22 protein-coding genes and 2 pseudogenes are annotated in these 20,667 nt (G+C 63.7%); 6 read left to right on the top strand and 18 right to left on the bottom strand.

The window, feature by feature from the left end:
- The first annotated feature begins 67 nt into the window (after positions 1-67).
- Positions 68-664: a DedA family protein gene (locus tag ABW22_RS01245; protein WP_059751152.1), complete on the top strand. Its 597-nt coding sequence runs from the start codon at positions 68-70 to the stop codon at positions 662-664.
- 7 nt (positions 665-671) lie between these two features.
- Here ABW22_RS01245 and pdxJ (ABW22_RS01240) read toward each other — a convergent pair whose 3' ends face one another.
- A complete protein-coding gene (gene pdxJ, locus ABW22_RS01240) occupies positions 672-1,400 on the bottom strand; it encodes a pyridoxine 5'-phosphate synthase (RefSeq protein WP_059751151.1) in 729 nt (242 codons plus the stop codon).
- Positions 1,397-1,714 carry a hypothetical protein gene (locus ABW22_RS01235; protein WP_237763186.1) on the bottom strand — a complete coding sequence of 106 codons (318 nt, stop codon included), beginning with the start codon at positions 1,712-1,714 and terminating at the stop codon, positions 1,397-1,399. The genes pdxJ (ABW22_RS01240) and ABW22_RS01235 overlap by 4 nt, the downstream gene beginning before the upstream one ends.
- Before the next feature lie 91 nt (positions 1,715-1,805).
- On the opposite strand from ABW22_RS01235, the pseudogene ABW22_RS17900 reads away from it, so the two are divergent.
- Positions 1,806-2,443: pseudogene (locus ABW22_RS17900) on the top strand (hypothetical protein); the annotation flags it as partial.
- An 82-nt stretch (positions 2,444-2,525) separates the two neighbouring features.
- Complete coding sequence (locus tag ABW22_RS01225) at positions 2,526-3,842, top strand: hemolysin family protein (RefSeq protein WP_059751148.1); 1,317 nt, start codon at positions 2,526-2,528, stop codon at positions 3,840-3,842.
- Positions 3,843-3,926: 84 nt separating this feature from the next.
- Here ABW22_RS01225 and pdxJ (ABW22_RS01220) read toward each other — a convergent pair.
- The 13 genes and pseudogenes from pdxJ (ABW22_RS01220) to rpoE form a co-directional block, all read right to left on the bottom strand.
- A pseudogene (gene pdxJ / locus ABW22_RS01220) lies at positions 3,927-4,660 on the bottom strand (pyridoxine 5'-phosphate synthase).
- 4 nt (positions 4,661-4,664) lie between these two features.
- The gene (gene recO, locus ABW22_RS01215) at positions 4,665-5,402 is read right to left on the bottom strand and encodes a DNA repair protein RecO (RefSeq protein WP_059751146.1); all 738 of its coding nucleotides are present in this window, start codon (positions 5,400-5,402) and stop codon (positions 4,665-4,667) included.
- Between the two features lie 227 nt (positions 5,403-5,629).
- Positions 5,630-6,514 (bottom strand): GTPase Era, encoded by an 885-nt coding sequence (era, locus tag ABW22_RS01210; protein WP_059751144.1) that lies wholly within the window; start codon positions 6,512-6,514, stop codon positions 5,630-5,632.
- Positions 6,511-7,224: a ribonuclease III gene (gene rnc, locus ABW22_RS01205; protein WP_059751143.1), complete on the bottom strand. Its 714-nt coding sequence runs from the start codon at positions 7,222-7,224 to the stop codon at positions 6,511-6,513. The genes era and rnc overlap by 4 nt, the downstream gene beginning before the upstream one ends.
- Positions 7,217-7,618 (bottom strand): DUF4845 domain-containing protein, encoded by a 402-nt coding sequence (locus ABW22_RS01200; RefSeq protein ID WP_059751141.1) that lies wholly within the window; start codon positions 7,616-7,618, stop codon positions 7,217-7,219. Before ABW22_RS01200 ends, rnc begins: the two co-directional genes overlap by 8 nt.
- 9 nt (positions 7,619-7,627) lie before the next feature.
- Complete coding sequence (lepB, locus tag ABW22_RS01195) at positions 7,628-8,437, bottom strand: signal peptidase I (RefSeq protein WP_059751140.1); 810 nt, start codon at positions 8,435-8,437, stop codon at positions 7,628-7,630.
- Between the two features lie 17 nt (positions 8,438-8,454).
- Positions 8,455-10,254 carry a translation elongation factor 4 gene (gene lepA / locus ABW22_RS01190; protein WP_059751138.1) on the bottom strand — a complete coding sequence of 600 codons (1,800 nt, stop codon included), beginning with the start codon at positions 10,252-10,254 and terminating at the stop codon, positions 8,455-8,457.
- Positions 10,255-10,318: 64 nt separating this feature from the next.
- Positions 10,319-10,564 (bottom strand): glutaredoxin family protein, encoded by a 246-nt coding sequence (locus tag ABW22_RS01185; protein ID WP_059751136.1) that lies wholly within the window; start codon positions 10,562-10,564, stop codon positions 10,319-10,321.
- Positions 10,557-11,945, bottom strand: coding sequence for a DegQ family serine endoprotease (locus ABW22_RS01180; protein WP_059751134.1), 1,389 nt, complete (start codon positions 11,943-11,945; stop codon positions 10,557-10,559). The genes ABW22_RS01185 and ABW22_RS01180 overlap by 8 nt, the downstream gene beginning before the upstream one ends.
- On the bottom strand, positions 11,942-12,376 hold the full coding sequence (locus ABW22_RS01175) for a SoxR reducing system RseC family protein (RefSeq protein ID WP_059751132.1): 435 nt from the start codon (positions 12,374-12,376) through the stop codon (positions 11,942-11,944). The genes ABW22_RS01180 and ABW22_RS01175 overlap by 4 nt, the downstream gene beginning before the upstream one ends.
- An 8-nt stretch (positions 12,377-12,384) precedes the next feature.
- The gene (locus ABW22_RS01170; RefSeq protein WP_059751130.1) at positions 12,385-13,344 is read right to left on the bottom strand and encodes a MucB/RseB C-terminal domain-containing protein; all 960 of its coding nucleotides are present in this window, start codon (positions 13,342-13,344) and stop codon (positions 12,385-12,387) included.
- Positions 13,344-13,886, bottom strand: a complete 543-nt coding sequence (locus ABW22_RS01165; RefSeq protein ID WP_059751128.1) for a sigma-E factor negative regulatory protein — start codon at positions 13,884-13,886, stop codon at positions 13,344-13,346. The genes ABW22_RS01170 and ABW22_RS01165 overlap by 1 nt, the downstream gene beginning before the upstream one ends.
- 2 nt (positions 13,887-13,888) lie before the next feature.
- The gene (gene rpoE / locus ABW22_RS01160) at positions 13,889-14,485 is read right to left on the bottom strand and encodes an RNA polymerase sigma factor RpoE (protein ID WP_059751125.1); all 597 of its coding nucleotides are present in this window, start codon (positions 14,483-14,485) and stop codon (positions 13,889-13,891) included.
- A gap of 152 nt (positions 14,486-14,637) precedes the next feature.
- On the opposite strand from rpoE, the gene nadB reads away from it, so the two are divergent.
- Positions 14,638-16,263, top strand: coding sequence for an L-aspartate oxidase (gene nadB, locus ABW22_RS01155; protein WP_059751123.1), 1,626 nt, complete (start codon positions 14,638-14,640; stop codon positions 16,261-16,263).
- Here the strand turns inward: nadB and ABW22_RS01150 are convergent.
- Positions 16,199-16,642, bottom strand: a complete 444-nt coding sequence (locus tag ABW22_RS01150) for a protein YgfX (RefSeq protein ID WP_082708337.1) — start codon at positions 16,640-16,642, stop codon at positions 16,199-16,201. The two genes, nadB and ABW22_RS01150, sit on opposite strands and share 65 nt — an antisense overlap.
- A gap of 40 nt (positions 16,643-16,682) precedes the next feature.
- On the opposite strand from ABW22_RS01150, the gene ABW22_RS01145 reads away from it, so the two are divergent.
- Together ABW22_RS01145 and ABW22_RS01140 are read left to right on the top strand one after the other, a co-directional pair.
- On the top strand, positions 16,683-17,711 hold the full coding sequence (locus ABW22_RS01145; RefSeq protein ID WP_059751120.1) for a YgfZ/GcvT domain-containing protein: 1,029 nt from the start codon (positions 16,683-16,685) through the stop codon (positions 17,709-17,711).
- Entirely contained in the window at positions 17,712-17,993 is a 282-nt protein-coding gene (locus ABW22_RS01140; protein WP_059751118.1) for a DUF4936 family protein, read from the top strand.
- Positions 17,994-18,104: 111 nt separating this feature from the next.
- Here ABW22_RS01140 and alr read toward each other — a convergent pair whose 3' ends face one another.
- Positions 18,105-19,172, bottom strand: coding sequence for an alanine racemase (gene alr, locus ABW22_RS01135; RefSeq protein ID WP_059751115.1), 1,068 nt, complete (start codon positions 19,170-19,172; stop codon positions 18,105-18,107).
- Positions 19,173-19,176: 4 nt separating this feature from the next.
- Entirely contained in the window at positions 19,177-20,568 is a 1,392-nt protein-coding gene (gene dnaB / locus ABW22_RS01130; protein WP_059751113.1) for a replicative DNA helicase, read from the bottom strand.
- Positions 20,569-20,667: the final 99 nt, after the last annotated feature.

The raw sequence follows: 20,667 nt of genomic DNA, 5'->3' as shown, positions 1-20,667 counted from the left end.
AGAGCGGAGTGCAAAACCGCCCCGCTTCACACTCTCGGCTCTCGGCCCTCGACTCTCCACTCTAAAAATGCTCCACGACTTCATCACCTGGATCCTCGCTACCGTCAACGGCTGGGGCTACCCCGGCATCTTCATTCTGATGGCGCTGGAGTCCACGGTGCTTCCAGTGCCGAGCGAACTGGTACTGATCCCGGCAGGCTATCTGGCGTACCAGGGGCAGATGAACTTCGGGCTGATCGTGCTCGCCGCCACCGGCGGCAGTCTGGCCGGGGCGTCGTTCAACTACGCGGTGGCGATGTGGGTGGGACGGCCCTTCCTCGAACGCTGGGGTCGCTATTTCTTCGTCCGGCCCGAACTGCTGCACAAGACCGATGCGTTTTTCTTCAGGCACGGCGCGATTTCCACCTTCACCGGCCGCCTGATTCCCGGCATCCGCCACCTGATTTCCATCCCCGCCGGGCTCACCCGCATGAACCCCGGCGCGTTCGCGTTCTACACCTGCCTCGGCGCCGGGCTGTGGTCGCTCGTCCTCACCCTGTTCGGATATTTTCTGGGCGGCAACGAAGCGCTGATCCAGCAATACCAGCACCACATCACCTTCGGCGTCATCGCCTTCGTCGCACTCATCATCGGCGGCTACTGGTGGTGGAACAAGCGCCGCTAAGACTGAGTTAGCGCGCCGCTTCCACCATCAGCCGCTTCATTTCCGCCACCGCTTCCTTCCAGCCCACGAACAGCGCCTGCGCGACAATCGCATGGCCAATGTTGAGTTCATGGATACCCGGCAGTGCGGCAATCGGCTGCACGTTGTGGTAGGTCAGGCCATGCCCGGCGTTGACCGTGAGGCCGAGGCTGCGACCGTAGGCCACGGCCTGGCGGATACGTTCAAATTCAATCTCGCGTGCAGCGTCGCTCGGCGCATCCGCGTAATGTCCGGTGTGAATTTCGACCACCGGCGCGCCGGCCACGTGCGCCGCGTCGAGCTGCGCAAAGTCGGCATCGATGAACAGCGACACGCAAATCCCGGCCTCCGCCAGCCGCGCGCAGGCCGCCTGCATTTTGGGCAACTGGCCGGCCACATCGAGCCCGCCTTCGGTGGTGAGTTCCTCGCGCTTTTCCGGCACCAGGCAGACATCCTGCGGCCGCGTGGTGCAGGCAATCGCCAGCATTTCCTCGGTCACCGCCATTTCCAGATTCATTTTTGTTTTCAGCACCTGGCGCAGGATTGCGACGTCGGCATCCTGGATATGGCGGCGGTCTTCCCTGAGATGCAGGGTGATCGAGTCGGCGCCGGCGGTTTCCGCCATGAGCGCAGCCTCGACCGGGCTGGGGTAGCGGGTCTTGCGCGCCTGGCGCAGGGTGGCGATGTGGTCGATGTTGACGCCGAGATAGATGCTCATGGTGTAAGGTCGGTGAGTTCGCGTAACAGCTGGCGAGTATAAAGCGGCTTCGCGCCGAGGATGTGGTTGATCAGGGTGCGCATCAAGACCTTGGCCTCGGCCAGCGTCGCTGGCCGTTCGAAGCGGCCGGCCGCCAGATCGATCAGGGTCTGACCCGAGACCGGGCAGCCGGGCAGCCCGGTCGAGCGCAGTGCGCCGCGTTCGGGCTGGAATACATGGCGTACTTCGGCCTGGATGGGTGTCCCGTTGCCGGCGTCGACGTCGAAGGTGGCGCCGCAGCCGATTTCACTTGAGGTAGTTGCAATCCCCCCCATCCACGGTTGAATTATTGCTGCAAGAAGCTGGTTTGGGCGCCGCCATTGCTGGCAAGATGCGGGTTATCAAGACACACATCGGACGCCCGCCATGAATACTACGCAACGCACTGGACTCCTGCAACGCTGGACGGTTGTCCAAGAATGATCCCCGGCCTGGGCCGGGAAGTTGAAGGGCTGACGCCGAAACTCACGAAGCTGATCCACATCCTCGAATGGACGCGTATCGAAGACTTCGTACCCGCCTGGCACGGGATTGGGCGTCCGCCCGCGGATCGAAGCGCGCTCGCCAACGGCTTTGTCGCCGAGGCCGTGCTGGAGCTGCCGACCACCGTGGCCTTGATTGAGCGTTTGACCGTGGATCGCGCCCTGCGCCGCATACGACTCCGCATGGGCTTTAGCCCATAGCGGATCGGAGTACCCCTCAAGGGGGTATTGAAAAGAATCCTTTAGGGCATCTGCGGTTTCTCGCGCTGGAAAAAGCTGCCCGATGAAGCCACCTTCTCCCGCGCCTTTGCCGAGTTTGCGCAGAGCCGTCTGGCCGAGCGCGTTCACGAATCCCTGATCAGGGCATCCCTCGGGGAAGAACTCATCGGCCACATCAGCCGTGACGGCACGGCCATCGAAGCGCGCGAGCGCCCAGCCAAAGCTGCTCTGGTTCAGGGCGAGATGCCCCCTGCGGCAAAAGTTCAGGCGGTGTTGCCGGACACCGCGCCACCCGTTGTCGCACCTGTGACCACAGGGTTTTCAGGTAAAATACCGCCTGCATCACACCAGAGTCGCATGCCATCGGGCAACGGGCGACTTGTATATGGATATAGCGTTACTTCTGTTCCTCATCCTGCTCAACGGCGTTTTCGCCATGTCGGAAATCGCCGTGGTGTCCTCGCGCCGGGTCCGCCTACGTCGGCTGGCCGACGACGGTAGCCCCGGCGCGCACTCGGCGCTTGCCCTCCACGCCGAACCCTCGACCTTCCTCTCCACCATCCAGGTAGGCATCACCTCCATCGGCATTCTCAGCGGCGCCATCGGCGAGGCCGCACTGGCCGATCCACTGGCTGCCTGGCTGGGCCAGTTCGCCCTGGTCGGGCCCTATGCCAGAGGCATTGCGCTCACGGTGGTAGTGCTCGGCCTCACCTATTTTTCCGTCGTCGTCGGCGAATTGGTTCCCAAACGGCTGGGACTCATGGCGCCGGAAGGCATCGCCTCCCTGATCGCACGGCCCATGAACATGTTGTCGCGCCTCACGCGGCCCGTGGTGTGGCTGCTGTCTGCATCCTCCAGCTTGCTGTTGCGCATGATGGGCGCGCGCCGCAAGGACGAACCGCCGGTGACCGACGATGAAATCAACGTGCTGATGGGGCAGGGTGCCGAGGCTGGGGTGTTCCATGAAAGCGAACAGGGGATCGTCTCCAATGTGTTGCGTTTGGACGAGCAACGCATCGGCACGATCATGACTCACCGCACCGACATTTATCTGATCGATCTCGATGACCCCGAAGACGAGTTTCGCCGCCTGATCGCCGAAAGCCCGTATGAGCGCATCGTGGTCTGCCGCGGCGGGCTTGACAACATCGCGGGCATTCTGCGCACCTCCGACCTGCTCAAACCCGCGTTGGCCGGTGGGCCGCTGAATATCGAAGCGGTCTTGCGCGCGCCACTGTATGTCCCGGACAGCGTCAGCACGACCCAGTTGCTGGAAAGCTTCCGCAAGGCGCGCATGCAATTCGCTCTGATCGTCGATGAATACGGCGATCTGGAAGGCCTGGTGACGCTTACCGACGTGCTGACGTCCATCGTGGGCGAATTGCCTACCTACGATTCACCTGATGAACAGGACGTGGTCGAACGCGAGGATGGTTCCTGGCTGGTGGATGGAAGCGTGGCCATCGAGCGGCTCAAGTCGGCTCTGGAGATCGACGAAGACCTGCCTGGCGAGGAAGCGAATGCGTTCAACACCCTGGGCGGGTTCATCATGCACATGCTAGGACATATTCCTGCCGTGGCCGATCATTTCGAATGGGAAAACTGGCGTTTCGAGGTCATGGACATGGACCGGAACCGGGTGGACAAGGTACTGATCGCCCGCCTCGCGCCACCGCAAAATACGGCAGGGGTGAAATCATGACAACGGCCGTCGAGCTTCGCTGAGTCCCGATCAGGCCAACTCCGCGGGCTGGGCGCGCAGCGCGCCCAGTGTCCGGCCGGCAGTTTACCCAGCGGCCGCCTCCACCATCAGCCGCTTCATTTCCGCCACCGCTTCCTTCCAGCCCACGAACAGCGCCTGCGCGACAATCGCATGGCCAATGTTGAGTTCATGGATACCCGGCAGTGCGGCAATCGGCTGCACGTTGTGGTAGGTCAGGCCATGCCCGGCGTTGACCGTGAGGCCGAGGCTGCGGCCGTAGGCGACAGCTGTGCGGATGCGCTCGAACTCTACAGTACGCGCGCTTCGTCGGTTTCGGCGTCGGCGTAGGCACCGGTGTGGATTTCGACGACAGGCGCGCCGGCCGCGTGGGCGGCGTCGAGCTGGGGGAAGTCGGGGTCGATGAAGAGCGAGACGCGAATTCCGGCATCACGCAGCCGCTTGCAGGCGCCGGCGATTTTCGGCATCTGGCCTTTGACGTCCAGCCCGCCTTCGGTGGTGAGTTCCTCGCGCTTTTCCGGCACCAGGCAGACATCCTGCGGCCGCGTGGCGATGGCGATGCCGAGCATTTCCTCGGTCACCGCCATTTCCAGATTCATTTTTGTTTTCAGCATCTGGCGCAGGATCGCGACGTCGGCATCCTGGATGTGGCGACGGTCTTCCCTCAGATGCAGGGTGATCGAATCGGCGCCGGCGGTTTCCGCCATCAGCGCGGCCTCGACCGGGCTGGGGTAGCGGGTCTTGCGCGCCTGGCGCAGGGTGGCGATGTGGTCGATGTTGACGCCGAGATAGATGCTCACGGGTTCAGCCGAGTGGATTCAATTCTGTGAGTTCGCGTAACAGCTGGCGAGTATAAAGCGGCTTCGCGCCCAGGGTGTGGTCGATCAGGGTGCGCATCAAGGACTTGGCCTCGGCCAGCGTCGCTGGCCGTTCGAAGCGGCCGGCCGCCAGATCGATCAGCGTCTGGCCCGAGACCGGGCAGCCGGGTTGTCCATTCTCGCGCAGCGCGCCACGTTCGGGCTGGAACACATAACGGACACCGGGTTCGATCGGCGTCCCTCTGTCTGCATCGACGTCGAAGGTGGCGCCATAGCCGATTTCACTTAACAGATTTTTTTCGAAGCGCCGCAGGATGCGCTCGTAATCGGTGCCGCAAGCCTCGTTCGCCAACTGGTCGAGGGTATCGGCATAGCGGTCGTACAGCTGTTCGTGCGCATCGCCGCGCGCCAGCAGGCGCAGCAGCAGTTCATTCAGATAAAACCCGCACATCAGCGCGCGCCCCTGCGGGGCGATCAGGCCGCCTTGCCATTCGGCGGCGTGCAGGGTTTTCAGTTCGGATTTACCGAACCACGACAGCAGCAGCGGGGTGAATGGCTGCATCAGCCCGCGCAGGGCCGAGGTCGGTCGGCGCGCACCGCGTGCGATCAGCGCCACGCGCCCGTGGCTAAGGGTGAACACCTCCGCCACCACACTGGTTTCCTTGAAAGGATAGGTGTGGAGGATGAAGCCGGGTTCGTTGTTGATGCGGTCAGGGGAAGACATAGGTTGTCAAAAGATTTTCACCACAGAGGCACAGAGACACGGAGAAAATCCTCGAAAAACCATACAGGGCAAACGCTCGACTTTCCACGCACAGCGCCCAAACCGGTTTTACCTCTGTGTCTCTGTGTCTCTGTGTCTCTGTGTCTCTGTGTCTCTGTGCCTCTGTGCCTCTGTGCCTCTGTGTCTCTGTGCCTCTGTGGTGAGCGGTTTCCAACCCTGCACCTGCTCTAATCCAGCCCCAGCGATCTCAGCATCCGCACGTCGTCGGCCCAGCCGCCCTTGACCTTGACCCAGACCTCAAGATAGACCTTGCTGTCGAACGCGCGCTCCATGTCGAGACGCGCCTGGGTGGAAATGGCCTTGAGCTTTTCGCCCCCCTTGCCGATGATGATGGGCTTGTGGCTGTCGCGGTCGACCAGGATGGTGGCGAAGATGCGGCGCAGGTTGCCCTCCTCCTCGAACTTGTCGATGGCCACCGCCACCCCGTAAGGGATTTCTTCGCCACACAGACGGAAGACTTTTTCCCGAATGAGTTCGGCGGCCAGTTGGCGTTCGGTCTGGTCGGTGACGTCGTCCGCATCAAACAGCGGCGCGTTTTCCGGCAGGTGGGTTTGCAGGGTTTTCAGCAGCTCGTCGAGGTTGTTTCCCTGCTTGGCCGATACCGGGACGATCTCGGTAAACGCATGCGCGGCGGTGACTTCCTGCAGATACGCCATCAACTCGGCGCGATCCTTGACCTGGTCGATCTTGTTCACCACCAGGATCAGCGGGCGATCCTTGGGCAGCAACTCCATCACCTGACGATCCTCGTTCTTCAGCCGTCCCGCCTCCACCAGCAGCATCACCACGTCGGTATCCGACAGCGTTTCGCGCACCCGCTTGTTCATCGCGCGGTTCATGGTGCCGGTGTAGCGCGTCTGGAATCCCGGCGTATCGACGAACACGAACTGTGCCTCGTCGGTGGTGTGAATGCCCATCACCCGGTGACGCGTGGTCTGCGCCTTGCGCGAGGTGATGCTGACTTTCTGCCCGACGATGCGGTTGAGCAGGGTCGACTTGCCGACGTTGGGACGCCCGACGATGGCGATGAGGCCACACTTGAATTCACTCATTTACGCAGTTCACTCTTCTTTGCTGCCTGTTCATTTCGTAACGCGGCGCACGCCTGGCGTGCGGCCTCCTGTTCGGCGGCGCGGCGGCTTTTGCCGACGCCGCGCGTGCTGAGCACGGGTCTGATGAGCACGCACTCGACGATGAAACTCTGGTCGTGCGCCTCGCCCTCGGTATCGACAAGCTGGTAGTCCGGTAGCGGCAGCCGCCGTGACTGCAGCAGTTCCTGCAGTTCCGTCTTGGGATCCTTGCCCGAGGCCGTGGGGTCGATTTGCGCGACCAGCGGGTCGAACAAGCCACGCACCACGCGTTGCGCGCCGTCAAAGCCGGCCTCCAGAAAGATCGCGCCAAACAGCGATTCGAGCGCATCGGCCAGAATCGAGGGACGGCGGAAACCGCCGCTCTTGAGTTCGCCCTCGCCCAGGCGCAGGCTCTCGCCCAGCCTCAGGGTCGCGGCGATCTCGGCCAGGGTTTCCTGCCGCACCAGGTTGGCGCGCAGGCGCGACAGGCTACCTTCGGGCAAATCGGGAAACGCATCGTAGAGCGCACGGGCGACCGAGCAGTTCAGCACCGAGTCGCCGAGGAATTCGAGCCGCTCGTTGTTGACCGCGCCGTAGCTGCGGTGCGTCAGCGCCTGGGTCAGCAGGTCGGCGCGGATAAAGGTATAACCCAGCGCCTGCTGCAGGCGCTGGGTCAGCAAGGCGTTATTCAATCTGGGCGGGCGCGGCGTTGGGGTTGGTGCTGGCACTGAAATCGACCACCAGGCTGGCATTGCCGACGAGCTTGGTGCGGAATTCGTAATCAGCGGAAATGACCGGGACGCCACCACGACGGTCGATGGTGAGATGTTCCGGCTTGACCACCGTGACATAACCTACGTTGGCGCGTCTCGAGAAATCGCTGCGGATCTCGGCATTGCTTTTCGATCGGAGGTCGGACTCCTGCCCCATCGTGGCGAGAATCTTCTTCACCGAGAAAAACTCGATATAGGCCGGCACCAGCTTCATTGCCAGCATGGCGATCATAACCAGCACGACGGCGACGAACAGAAAGCCGATCATGCTCAGACCGCGTTGTTGAGATTGCAGGGGGCGTGCGCGGGTCATGGTGTCTCCTTATTTGAGGGTGGTGCCGATGCGGCCAAAATCGTCGAAGTTCATCCAGATGAAGAAGGCCTTGCCGACGATGTTCCGGTCCGGGACGAAGCCCCAGTAACGGCTGTCGTTGCTGGCGTCGCGGTTATCGCCCATCATGAAGTACTGCCCTTCCGGCACCTTGCAGACGAAGCCTTCGCCTTCGGCATTGTAGGAGCAGTTTTCGCGGTAAGGGAAGTCCACCACCTGTGACGGATAGACTGCGAGCTTGCCCGGCTCGGTCATCATGGCGTGGCCAACGCTATTGAGATGCTCCTGGTACACCATGGCGGTGACGTAACTGAGGCCGTTGCCGACATAGCTGTAGGTGCTGGTGTTGACCGTGCGCACCGGCTGGCCGTTGATGCTGAGCTGCTTGTCGCGGTATTCGACCACGTCGCCCGGCACGCCGACCACGCGCTTGATGTAGTCGAGGCCGGGGTCGGCCGGATAGCGGAACACCATGACGTCGCCACGCTCGGGGTTGTTCAGCGCGACCACTTTCTTGTTGATCACCGGCAGGCGGATGCCATAGGTGTATTTGTTGACCAGGATGAAGTCGCCGATCAGCAGCGTCGGCATCATCGAGCCGGACGGTATCTTGAACGGCTCGACCAGAAACGAGCGCAGGCCGAACACGACCAGGATGACCGGGAAGAAGCTCTTGGCATATTCGACCAGCAGCGGCTCGCGGGCATCCTTGTCGCGGAAACGCTTGAACAGCAGCACGTCGAGCAGCCAGATGCCGCCGGTGACGGCCAGCGCGATGAAAAGAATGAGCGCAAAATTCATGTTGATGGGTCCACTTCTTATTTATCCGAAACCTGCAGGATCGCAAGAAAGGCTTCCTGCGGAATTTCGACGTTGCCGACCTGCTTCATGCGCCGCTTGCCGGCCTTCTGTTTTTCCAGCAGCTTCTTCTTGCGCGAGATGTCGCCACCGTAGCATTTGGCGAGCACGTTCTTGCGCAAGGCCTTGATGTTTTCGCGCGCGATGATGTTGGCGCCGATCGCCGCCTGCACCGCGACGTCAAACATCTGGCGCGGGATCATCTCGCGCATCTTGGAGGCGAGTTCGCGCCCGCGATACACGCTGGTGGCGCGGTGCACAATCAGCGACAGCGCATCGACTTTTTCGTTGTTGACCAGGATATCGAGCTTGACCAGGTCACCCGGCCGGTACTCCTTGAACTCGTAATCGAGCGAGGCGTAGCCGCGGCTGGTTGATTTCAGCTTGTCGAAGAAATCCATCACCACTTCGTTCATCGGCAGGTTGTACACCAGCATCACCTGCCTGCCGTGGTACTGCATGTTCACCTGCATGCCGCGCTTCTGGTTGCACAGGGTGATGACGTTGCCGACGAATTCTTCCGGCACGAAGATCGTCGCGGTGATGATGGGCTCGCGGATTTCCTCGATCTTCGACAGCTCGGGCAGCTTGGACGGGTTTTCGACCTTGAGCAGGCTGCCGTCTTTCATCAACACTTCGTACACCACCGTCGGCGCGGTGGTGATGAGGTCCATGTTGTATTCGCGTTCCAGCCGCTCCTGGACAATGTCCATGTGCAGCAGGCCGAGGAAGCCGCAACGGAAGCCGAAGCCCAGCGCCTGCGAGACTTCGGGCTCGAACTGCAGCGCCGCGTCGTTCAACTGCAGCTTGGTCAGCGCGTCGCGCAGCGCCTCGAAGTCGTGCGACTCGATCGGATAGAGCCCGGCGAAGACCTGCGACTGCACTTTCTTGAAGCCAGGCAGCGCCTTGGCCGCGGGCCGATCGAGCAGGGTGATGGTGTCACCCACCTGGGCCGACTTGAGTTCCTTGATGCCCGCAATCACGAAGCCGACCTCGCCTGCCGACAGGCTGGGGCGGTCGACCGCCTTGGGCGTGAACACGCCGACGTGCTCGGTCAGATGCTGTGCCCCGCTTGCCATGAAGCGGATCTTGTCCTTGGGTTTCAGCACGCCGTCGAACACCCGCACCAGCATCACCACGCCGACATAGTTGTCGAACCATGAGTCGATGATCAGCGCCTTCAGTGGCGCGCTCTCATCGCCACGCGGCGGCGGCACCTGCTTCACCACCACCTCGAGGATTTCGGCAATGCCGATCCCGGTCTTGGCCGACGCGCGCACCGCATCGCTCGCGTCCAGCCCGACGATATCCTCGATTTCCTCCGCCACCCGGTCCGGATCGGCCGCAGGCAGGTCGATCTTGTTCAGCACCGGAATGACCTCGACGCCGAGATCGATCGCGGTGTAGCAGTTGGCCACCGTCTGCGCTTCCACCCCCTGCGAGGCGTCGACTACCAGCAGCGCGCCTTCGCAGGCGGACAGGGAACGCGACACCTCGTAGGAAAAGTCGACGTGGCCGGGGGTGTCAATCAGGTTCAGGTGGTAGGTCTTGCCGTCCTGCGCCTTGTAGGTGAGCGCGGCGGTCTGCGCCTTGATGGTGATGCCGCGCTCCTTTTCCAGGTCCATGGAATCGAGCACCTGCGCTCCCATTTCGCGGTCGGACAGGCCGCCACAAGACTGGATCAGGCGATCAGCCAGCGTGGATTTGCCGTGGTCGATATGGGCGATGATGGAAAAATTGCGGATCAGACTCTGGGACACAGCAAAACGGGCACGTTTCCGTGCCCGGTCAGGGATGAGATAACTAGCCGAATTTTAACGGATTTTAGGGGTTAAGGCGCAGCCATTCCTGAAGCGCCGGCAGATTGAGCTGATGGCGGCATATCTCGGTGCCGCCGTCGAACAGCAGCGGCACGTCCCAGCCGAAGTCAGCCTTGAGCGACGGGTCGGCATCCACATCCACGGGCGCCAGACGATGCCTGGTATCCACGATCAGCGCACCGACTTTTGCCGCCATCTCCTCGCACAGCGGGCAGTCCGCCCGCGTGTAGAGCGTGAGTGTTCTACTCACCCGATATCTTCAGCGGAATATAGAGCGAACCTTCGCCGCGGCGCACCAGGACGGCCGCGCTCTTGCCCTTGGGAATGGCGGCGATCGCCTTGCGGAAGGCCTCGACCGTCGCCACCTTGCCGTTGTTCACCGCGAGGATCACGTCACCGACGCGGATGCCCGCGCGCGCAGCATCGCCGGTGACCTCCTCCACCAGCAAACCGTGGTCGATCCTGAGTTCGCGCCGCTGCTCGGCAGTCAGCTCGGACAGGGCCAGGCCGCCTCGCGAATACGTCTTGCCGGGCTTGCCGGCAAGCTGCTCCTCGCCCGGCAACTCACCCAGCTCCACCGTGATTGCCTGCAGCTTGCCGCGGCGCCATACCTGTAGCGGAATCTTCGCCCCCGGCTTGGTCATGCCGACCATGCGCGGCAGGTCGCCCGAATTTTCAACCGGCTTGCCGCCGAACATGAGGATCACATCGGCCGCCTGCAGGCCGGCCCGGGCCGCCGGGCCATCCGCCTGCACCTGCGCAATCAGCGCGCCACGCGGGCGATCCATGCCGAACGATTCGGCAAGATCGGCGGTCACTTCCTGGACCACCACGCCCAGCCAGCCGCGCGAAACCTTGCCGGCGGCCTTCAGCTGTTCGGCAACTTCCATTGCGACATCGATCGGGATCGCGAACGACACGCCCTGATAACCGCCGCTGCGGCTGTAGATCTGCGAATTGATGCCGACCACCTCGCCCTTCATGTTGAACAGCGGCCCGCCCGAGTTGCCGGGGTTGATCGGCACATCGGTCTGGATATAGGGCACATAGCTTTCCGACGGCAGCGAGCGGCCCTTGGCGGAGACGATGCCGGCGGTGACGGAGTTCTCGAAGCCAAACGGCGAACCAATCGCGGCGACGGCCTCGCCGACGCGCAGCCTGGCAGGGTCGCCCAGCTTGACGGCAGGCAGGTTGTTGGCGGTGATCTTGATGACGGCAACATCAGTGCGGCTGTCGGCCCCAATCACCTTGGCGCTGAACGTACGCTTGTCGATGAGCTTGATCTCGACTTCGTCGGCGCCGCGCACCACATGGGCATTGGTCAGGATGTAGCCGTCGTTGCTGACGATGAAGCCGGAACCGGCGCCGCGCGCGGGAATCTCCTCGACCGGCCCGGGCCCGCCAGGCGGGAAAAAGCGGCGGAAGAATTCCTGCATGTCTTCCCCATCGGGAATCACGAACGGAAAACCTTCCACACCGCGCTTCACCAGCTTGGTGGTGCTGATGTTGACCACCGCCGGGCCGTGTGTTTCGACCAGATCGGCAACATCCATCGCCTCTCTTGCCACTGCCGGCGCAGACAAGGTCATTGCCAGCGCTGTTGCAGCCAAAGCCGTTCTCAACCTGGTCATCCTTTCTTCATGTGAAGCAGGTTGACGTCTTCACGCCTGAGCACGACCGGGCGCACCGGCCGGCCGCCTCGCGCGACCAGCCAGCCCGCCATGCCCCCGAGCAGCATACCCACGAGTGCGGGGCCGTCGCCGGGCTGCACCGCCTGTGCCAGCAACGCGCCAGTGAGCATCAATCCCAACGGCAGGCCATAGACCCGCAATGCGCTTTTGAGCACGCTGCCGCGGACAATCCCGACGACAATGCGGTCGCCAGGGGACAGCGACAAGTCGCAGTCGACCAGAAAATGCCGTGGTTTGCGCTGGAACAGTTCGGCAATGCGGCGCGATGCACAGCCCTGGCCGCCGCAGGTACCGCAGCCAGACGGCTCGACCGCCCGCACCCAGATGCCATCTGAGGCCGTATTGATGACTTCGGCGGTTTGCTCCAGCATGGTGCTGCTTACTTTCGCTTCACCGAGTTTCCGGTTTCGATCAGCGCCTTGTTCGGCACTTCGCCCAGGGTGGTCACGGTGTGTCCGTCGACCTCGCGCGCATAGATGCCGATCACGCCTTCAGCCGACAGGCCGCGCAGAGTTTGCCCCTGGGGATCAACCGGCTCGACGAACATCGACAACACGGAGAGGCCGTCCGAAAACACCAGATGGGTGACAGGCGCCTGCTTGCCCGGCAGTGAGCGCACCGCCTCCTGCACTCGCTCGAATCCCGGTGGCGGGGTCACGTTCCAGGCCACCTCGGCCGGATTGTCGAGACTGGCTTGCTGGATGCGCTTGCCCGCCAGGTCGTTGCGGAACAGCTGGGCATCGGGTGCCTTGCCGATCTGGATTTCGGAGAACACGAACATCGACACCACGGCGCCGCTGCTGTTGACGACGCGAGACTTGAGCGGCAGTCCGGTTTGCTTGTCCAGCCACAGATAATAGGTATAACGATAGCCGTCACGCGGCTCCAGCGTCACCACCTGACAGGGCCGCCCCGCCACCCGCTCGGTTCCGCCGAGCTTCGCCTCGTAATAGTCGAGCAGGCTGGCCGGCTGGGCGGGCAGCAAGGCGGGAAAGAAACGGCGCTGGGCATTGCGCTCCAGCCGCACACTCTTGCCGTCGGGCAAGTGGCAATAGACGTCGTTGTTGACGCGCAGGAACTTGCGCGGCGTGCCGTCGAGCACCTCGACCTTTTCCATTTCGCCGGTCGAATCGGTGCGATGCAGCACGCGCAGCACTTCGACGTGTTCGCCGTGGTGGTACACATAGACGCCACTATAGTTCTGCTGCTTGGCGGCGACGGCGGCGCGGTTGAGCCAATCGAGCGCGGCATCGGCGCGCGCCATGCCGGACAACAGCATCAGTCCGGCAAACCCTGCAGCCAGCCAGCCTTGCCGCCAAACAGATGATCCCGCCCGCATCAACGCGGCTCCACCGCAACCGCCATCACGCGCTGGTAGGGCGATGCCACCGCCATCGGGGAAAATTCCTGATGCGCCACCAGATAGGAAGCGAAGCGGTCATCGTCACGCGGCTCCGAGACCAACCCGGCTTGCTGGAAGCCCGGCGCCACCGCCATCGGTGCCGTGGCAGGCGCATCCGACATCAGCCCGGTCAGCGCGACCACGCCCCATACGGCGAACGAGGCAAACGATACCACCGCCAGCCGTTGCGGCCACACGCTGCGGCGCGGCGCGAGCACGGTCGGCTCGGCTGCCAGCTGCGCCGAGAAGCGTGCCATGAAGTCATCCTGCACCGGCGCCACGCCTCGCATCAGGTCGCCGATCAGGTGGTATTCGGACCAGCTTTGTCGCAAGACTTCGTCACGTTTCATCGCCGTGATGCAGGCGCCGGTCTCGGCGCGCGCCGTTTCGCCGTCCAGCGCCGCGGACAGCATCAACAGCTGGTCGTTGTCGGCCTGTTCAGCCTGGGGAAGGGTGTCGAATTTGCGAAGTGCTGACATGGTTACCACCTTTTGTCCTGACCGGTGCCCAACATCGGGCGTATCTTTTCTGCAATGGCCTCACGCGCGCGGAATATCCGCGAGCGTACGGTGCCGATCGGGCATTCCATCATCTGCGCAATGTCCTCGTAGCTCATGCCTTCGATCTCGCGCAACGTGATGGCTGTCCGTAATTCCTCGGGCAGCGCATCGACTGCCTCATTCACTGCTTGGGCGATCTGTTTGCTATGAAGTTCCGCTTCCGGCGTCGCAATGTCGCGCAGCAAGTCGCCCTCTTCATAATTTTCCGCGTCTTCCGCCTGCACATCGCTCGACACTGGCTGGCGCTTGTGTGCCACCAGGTAATTCTTGGCGGTGTTGACGGCGATGCGGTACAGCCAGGTGTAGAACGCGCTTTCGCCGCGAAATCCCGGCAACGCGCGATAGGCCTTGATAAAAGCTTCCTGCGTAATATCTTCCACCTCCGCCGCGTCGCGCACCATGCGCGACAACAGCCGGCCGACCTTGCGGTGATACTTGATCACCAGCAGCTCGAACGCACGCTTGTCGCCCTCTTGGGCACGTTCAACCAACACCTGATCCAGTTCGCGGTCTGACATATCTCCCTGCTACATTTATGTTTATGTTGAAAGTATACGTGACCGCAGCTTCCTGGACATGAGAGGATGCCCCGGCAAAAAAGTTCACCCTGCCAGCTTCAATGCAGCGGGGTGATTCGGGTCCGCCCAAGCCTGCTATCATCGCCCGACTCATGCACAGACACGACGTCCTCATCCTCGGCAGCGGCCTCGCCGCGCTGACCACCGCGCTCAAGCTTGCCGACCAGCGCCGTGTCGCCATTGTCACCAAGCGCCAGATGATCGACAGCGCCAGCGACTGGGCGCAGGGCGGAATTGCGGCAGCAGTCGACAACGGCGACTCGGTGGAGGCCCATGTGCACGACACCCTGGTCGCCGGCGCCGGCCTGTGCGACGAAGCGGTCACCCGACTGGTGGCCAGTCAGGCGCGCGACATGATTGCCTGGCTGACCGCCAACGGCGTCGCCTTTACCCCCGACCCGCAGGCGCCCGGTGGCCTGCATCTGGCGCGCGAGGGCGGCCATTCCCGGCGCCGCGTGGTACACGCAGCCGACGCCACCGGCCACGCAGTGCAGACCAGCCTGCTCGACCGCGTGCGCGCCCATCCCAATATCGAAACCTTCGAGCAGCACGTCGCCATCGACCTCATCACCGGCAAGCGCGCCGGCGGGGAGGAACGGCAGATCCACGGCGCCTACGCGCTCAACAAGGGGACCGGCGAAGTCGAGACCTTTGCCGCCGGCCACACCGTGCTGGCGACCGGCGGCGCCGGCAAGGTCTACCTCTACACCACCAACCCCGACACTGCGACCGGCGACGGCATCGCCATGGCGTGGCGCGCCGGCTGCCGGGTGGCCAACCTCGAATTCGTGCAGTTTCATCCGACCTGCCTGTACCACCCGCACGCCAAATCCTTTCTCATCAGCGAGGCGGTGCGCGGCGAGGGCGGGCGGCTGTTGCTGCCCGACGGCAGCCGCTTCATGCAGCTGCACGACGAACGCGCCGAACTCGCGCCGCGAGACGTGGTGGCGCGCGCGATCGACTTCGAAATGAAGAAACGCGGCATCGACTGCGTCTATCTCGACATCAGCCACAAGCCGCCCGACTTCGTGCGCGAGCATTTCCCGACCATCCACCGCCGCTGCCTCGAACTCGGCATCGACATCACGCGTCAGCCGATCCCGGTGGTGCCGGCCGCGCACTACACCTGCGGCGGCGTGGTCACCGACATCGACGCGCGCACCGACCTGTGCAACCTGCACGCAGTCGGCGAAGTCACCTTCACCGGCCTGCACGGCGCCAACCGGCTGGCGTCGAACTCGCTGCTCGAATGCCTGGTATTCGGCCACGCCGCCGCGCGCGACATCCTGGCCACCCCGCCCGCTCCCACGCTCGACCTGCCGCCGTGGGACGCCTCGCGCGTCACCGACCCCGACGAGGAAGTGGTGATCTCGCACAACTGGGACGAACTGCGCCGCTTCATGTGGGACTACGTCGGCATCGTGCGCACCAACAAGCGGCTGACGCGGGCGGCGCACCGCATCCGCCTGCTGCGGGCCGAAATTGACGAGTTCTACCGCCACTTCCGCGTCAGCAACGACCTGATCGAGCTGCGCAATCTGGTACAAAGCGCCGATCTCATCATCCGCTCGGCCCAGTTGCGGCAGGAAAGCCGCGGCCTGCACTACAGCCGCGACTACCCGGAGACGCTGCCGATCGCCGGCAACACCGTGCTCAACCCGCGCCCGGGGACGCTGTGTCCAAGCGTGTGCGGCGTGTCCAGCGAAGCGACACCCTGAGCCGGCGCAGGTCGTCGGCTGCTGCACTGTCGGGCAGCAGCGTCAGGCTGCGCACGCGCCGGCCCGCCGTGCGGTAGCGCAACACGATCAGGCCGGTCGAAACGAAACTGTCGCCCAGCACCTCGACCTCATCCCATTCCCCCTGCTCATCCAGGCATTGCAGCTGGCCGTCCGCGGCCACGCGCACAACTTCGCTGAAACGCGCGTGCCGCCAGCCCTGCACAGCCAGAGCGATCACGGCGGCACCCAGCGCCAGCCGGACTTCATCCGGCAAGGCCGCGACGCCGATGGCTGCCAGCGCCAGTGCCGTCATGCCAAGCACGAACAGCCCCAGTCGGCGTGAGGGCTTGAGCTCAAACTCGCGCATCAGCGTGTACACTTTTGGGCTTCATGGCCTCCCTTTTTGACTGGACCGTAACGTGATCGATTCCTGGAAAAACTTTCTGCAATCCCAAGGCGCGGCAATCGAAGGCAGTGCCGTGCTGCACTATGGCGACCCCGCCGCCGAACGCGCGGTCGCCATGGACGGCACCATTGTGGCGGATTTGTCGCAACTCGGCGTCATCGCGTTGCGCGGCGAGGACACCGCCACCTTCCTGCAGGGCCAGCTCACCAACGACGTGCGCGCGCTGCATGCCGATGGCGCACAGTGGAGCGGCTATTGCAGCCCCAAGGGGCGCCTGCTCGGCAATTTCCTGGCATGGCGGCAGGGCGAGGATTTTTGCCTGCAACTCTCGGGCGACATTCTTCCCGGCGTGCTGAAGCGCCTGTCCATGTTCATCATGCGCGCCAAGGTGCAGGGGCGCGATGCCAGCGACGAAAACGTGCGGCTGGTGGTGGCCGGCAAGCAGGCGCTGGCGGCGGTGACCGCCGCGATGGGCGCCGTGCCGGACACCGCGATGCGCTCGGTCGCCGGCGAGGCCGGCCAGGTGATCCGCCTGGGCGACGACAAGTTCGTGCTGTCGATCGCACCCGAGCGTGCCGCCGCCGTGTGGCAGGCACTGCGCCCGTCAGCCACCCCGGTTGGCGCCCCGGTATGGGACTGGCTGCGGCTCAACGCCGGCATTCCGATGATCGTCGCCGCCACCCAGGAGCAGTTCGTGCCGCAGATGGTCAACCTCGAAGCCATCGGCGGGGTCAGTTTCCAGAAGGGCTGCTACCCGGGCCAGGAAATCGTCGCGCGCAGCCAGTATCTGGGCAAGCTCAAGCGCCGCATGTTTCTGGCGCATGTGGATGCCGAAGCCGCACCGGGCGACAGCCTGTACAGCGCTGACATCGAGGGCCAGGCCACTGGCACTGTGGTCAACGCTGCTCCGGCACCGGCCGGCGGCTACGATGTGCTGGCCGTCGCCCAGGTCGAAAGCGCGAACGCGCAGACCCTGCACCTGAAAGCCGCCGACGGCGCGGCGCTAATCCTGAAGCCCCTGCCCTACGCGCTGCCCGAATAGGTGAAGAGCGTCTACGTCTATTACCGCATCGATCCGGTGCAGGCCAGCCTGGCTGCTACACGGATCGATGCGCTGCTGGACACGATGGCCACGCCTTGCAGCCAGCCGCCGCGGCGGCTGAACCGCTGTGACGATGCGGCGACGTGGATGGAGATCTACGAAGGCATTGCCGACTTTGCGGCATTTGCCGCGGCCTTGAACGCGGCTGTTCAGACGGCCGACTGCGCGGCATTCACCCGGGGCGAACGCCATCTGGAATGTTTTTTCCGGACTGACCGCTGAACCGAGTTCGCGTGCCACTTGATCGGACTGGAACCCTGAACGGGAGCGATGGCTGCCAAGAAGGCACGGCAGGACGGGCTCGGCACCCGCGACGCGTCGTTTGCCGCCCGTTCAGGCGACTTCTTCTACTGGCACCCGCGCGGCCAGGGCGCACAGCAGTTCATAACTGCTGGTGCCGGCGGCCGCGGCCACCGCATCCACCGGCAGACCCTCCCCCCACAGCACCACCGGGGTGCCGACGCCGGCATTGGCGCACTCGCTTAAGTCGACACACAGCATGTCCATCGACACCCGTCCCAGGGTTCGGCTGACACAACCGTTGACCAGCACCGGGGTGCTCGTCAGCGCATGGCGCGGATAGCCGTCCGCATAGCCGCACGCCACCACGCCCACCCGCATCGCGCGTTCGGCGCGGAACAACTGGCCGTAACCCACCCCCTCGCCTGGCTGCAGGGTCTGCACGCTGATGATTTCCGATTGCAGGGTCATCGCCGGCCGCAGCCCCAATTGCTCGGCCGACACCTCGGCAAAAGGCGAAGCGCCATACAGCATGATGCCGGGGCGCACCCAGGCGCCCAGGGTTTCCGGATAACGCAACAGCGCCGCCGAATTGGCGCTGCTCCACGTCAGGTCGTGGCCGGCCATTTCGCGCAGAAACGGCTGCAACTGCCAATCCACCCCCGCGGCCTCGTCTGCCTGGGCAAAGTGGGTCATCAGCGTGATGCCGGCCACCCCGGGCAGGCTGCGCACCCGTGCGACGACGGCGGCGTGATCGGCGAGCGGGAACCCCAGCCGGTGCATGCCGCTGTCGAACTTGAGAAAGACCTGAAGCGGGCGGGCAGGCGGCTGCTGCTGCAGCCAGTCGAGATGCGCCGCATGGTGCAGCACCGGCCACAGGTCCAGTTCAGCGCAGGTGGCGATCTCATCCGCGCCAAAGATCCCTTCCAGCAGCAGGATCGGCTTCTCGACCCCCATCAGGCGCAGGTTGGCGGCCTCTTCCAGCGTCAATACGGCGAAGCCATCCGCTGCCGCCAGCGCGCGCAGCGCGCGCGACAATCCGTGACCATAGGCGTTGGCCTTGACCACCGCAAACACGCACGCCGTCCCCGCGTGGCTGCGCGCCACGCGCAGGTTGTGCGCCATCGCACCGACTGAAATCCGTGCCTGGATCGGCCGCATCGACTTAATAGGACCCCGGCTGCGCCAGCGTTTCGAAGCGCGTGTATTCGCCGACGAAGGCCAGCCGCACCGTGCCGATCGGGCCGTTACGCTGCTTGCTGATGATGATTTCGGCGGTGCCCTTGTCCTGCGTGTCGGGGTTGTAGACCTCGTCGCGGTAGATGAACAGGATGACGTCGGCATCCTGCTCGATGGCGCCTGATTCGCGCAAATCGGACATCACCGGCCGCTTGTTGGGGCGCTGCTCCAGTCCCCGGTTCAACTGCGACAGCGCGACCACCGGCACGTGCAATTCCTTTGCCAGGCCCTTGAGGGCGCGCGAAATTTCAGAAATTTCGGTGGCACGATTTTCGCCCGAGCTGCTGGCCGACATCAGCTGGATGTAGTCGATGATGATCAGGCCGAGCTTGCCGCACTGGCGCATCAGGCGCCGCGCGCGCGCGCGCAGTTCCAGCACATTGAGCCCCGGCGTTTCGTCGATAAAGATGGGAGCGTCGTTGAGCTTGCCCAGCGCATAGGTGAGCCGCTGCCAGTCGTCCTCGCCGAGCTTGCCGGTACGCAGCCGATGCTGGTCGAGCTTGCCGACCGAGCCGATCATCCGCATCACCAACTGCTGGCCGCCCATTTCCATGGAAAAGACCGCCACCGGCAAACCGGTATCGAGCGCGACGTTCTCGCCGATATTGATCGAGAACGCGGTCTTGCCCATCGACGGGCGCCCGGCGACGATGATCAGGTCGCCCGGCTGGAAACCCGAGGTTTTCTGGTCGAGGTCGTGAAATCCGGTGGGCACGCCGGTGATGCCGGAATCGTTGTCACGGTGATACAGCTCGTCGATGCGCTCGACCACTTCTTTCAGCAGCGGCTTGATTTCGGTGAAGCCCGCCTGGCCGCGGCTGCCGGACTCGGCAATCTCGAACACTTTGGCTTCGGCTTCGTCGAGCAGTTGCGAAGCGCTGCGCCCGGCCGGGGCGTAGGCGGTGTCGGCAATCCCGGTCGCCACATCGGCCAGACGCCGCATCACCGAGCGCTCGCGAACGATTTCGGCATAGCGGCGGATGTTGGCGGCCGACGGCGTATTGCTCGCCAGCGCGACGATGTAGGCCAGTCCGCCCACGCTCTCGAGTTGGCCCAGCGATTGCAGCGCTTCGGTCACCGTCACCGCGTCGGCCGGCCGGTTTTCGGCAATCTGCCGCACGATCGCGCGCAGGATCTGGCGATGATCCTGACGGTAGAAATCGCTTTCCGACACCACATCGCCAATGCGGTCCCATGCGCTGTTGTCCAGCAGCAGGCCGCCCAGCACCGCCTGCTCGGCTTCCAGCGAATGCGGCGGCAGGCGCATTTGCGCCAATTGGGGATCGGAACTTGTGTTAAACGAATGGATAGCGGCCATGGCAGGATTCTAGTCTTCCGCCCCAGCCCTACCAAGGGATAAGGCTGTGGATAAAGCAGGTACAGCCGGGAATAAAAAAAGGAGCCAGGGGCTCCCTTT

Origin of the sequence: Thiobacillus denitrificans (assembly GCF_001530125.1) — a bacterium.
GTDB classification, from domain to species: domain Bacteria; phylum Pseudomonadota; class Gammaproteobacteria; order Burkholderiales; family Thiobacillaceae; genus Thiobacillus; species Thiobacillus denitrificans_C.
Note: the sequence above shows the minus strand (reverse complement) of the source record. Positions and strands in the feature narration are given on the sequence as shown.

Bases quoted from the DNA above. Each gene is read 5' to 3' on its own strand.
- ABW22_RS01245 (WP_059751152.1), top strand. From the start codon at position 68: ATGCTCCACGACTTCATCACCTGGATCCTCGCTACCGTCAACGGCTGG.
- pdxJ (WP_059751151.1), bottom strand. From the start codon at position 1,400: ATGAGCATCTATCTCGGCGTCAACATCGACCACATCGCCACCCTGCGC.
- ABW22_RS01235 (WP_237763186.1), bottom strand. From the start codon at position 1,714: ATGGGGGGGATTGCAACTACCTCAAGTGAAATCGGCTGCGGCGCCACC.
- ABW22_RS01225 (WP_059751148.1), top strand. From the start codon at position 2,526: ATGGATATAGCGTTACTTCTGTTCCTCATCCTGCTCAACGGCGTTTTC.
- recO (WP_059751146.1), bottom strand. From the start codon at position 5,402: ATGTCTTCCCCTGACCGCATCAACAACGAACCCGGCTTCATCCTCCAC.
- era (WP_059751144.1), bottom strand. From the start codon at position 6,514: ATGAGTGAATTCAAGTGTGGCCTCATCGCCATCGTCGGGCGTCCCAAC.
- ABW22_RS01200 (WP_059751141.1), bottom strand. From the start codon at position 7,618: ATGACCCGCGCACGCCCCCTGCAATCTCAACAACGCGGTCTGAGCATG.
- lepB (WP_059751140.1), bottom strand. From the start codon at position 8,437: ATGAATTTTGCGCTCATTCTTTTCATCGCGCTGGCCGTCACCGGCGGC.
- ABW22_RS01180 (WP_059751134.1), bottom strand. From the start codon at position 11,945: ATGACCAGGTTGAGAACGGCTTTGGCTGCAACAGCGCTGGCAATGACC.
- ABW22_RS01175 (WP_059751132.1), bottom strand. From the start codon at position 12,376: ATGCTGGAGCAAACCGCCGAAGTCATCAATACGGCCTCAGATGGCATC.
- ABW22_RS01170 (WP_059751130.1), bottom strand. From the start codon at position 13,344: ATGCGGGCGGGATCATCTGTTTGGCGGCAAGGCTGGCTGGCTGCAGGG.
- ABW22_RS01165 (WP_059751128.1), bottom strand. From the start codon at position 13,886: ATGTCAGCACTTCGCAAATTCGACACCCTTCCCCAGGCTGAACAGGCC.
- rpoE (WP_059751125.1), bottom strand. From the start codon at position 14,485: ATGTCAGACCGCGAACTGGATCAGGTGTTGGTTGAACGTGCCCAAGAG.
- nadB (WP_059751123.1), top strand. From the start codon at position 14,638: ATGCACAGACACGACGTCCTCATCCTCGGCAGCGGCCTCGCCGCGCTG.
- alr (WP_059751115.1), bottom strand. From the start codon at position 19,172: ATGCGGCCGATCCAGGCACGGATTTCAGTCGGTGCGATGGCGCACAAC.
- dnaB (WP_059751113.1), bottom strand. From the start codon at position 20,568: ATGGCCGCTATCCATTCGTTTAACACAAGTTCCGATCCCCAATTGGCG.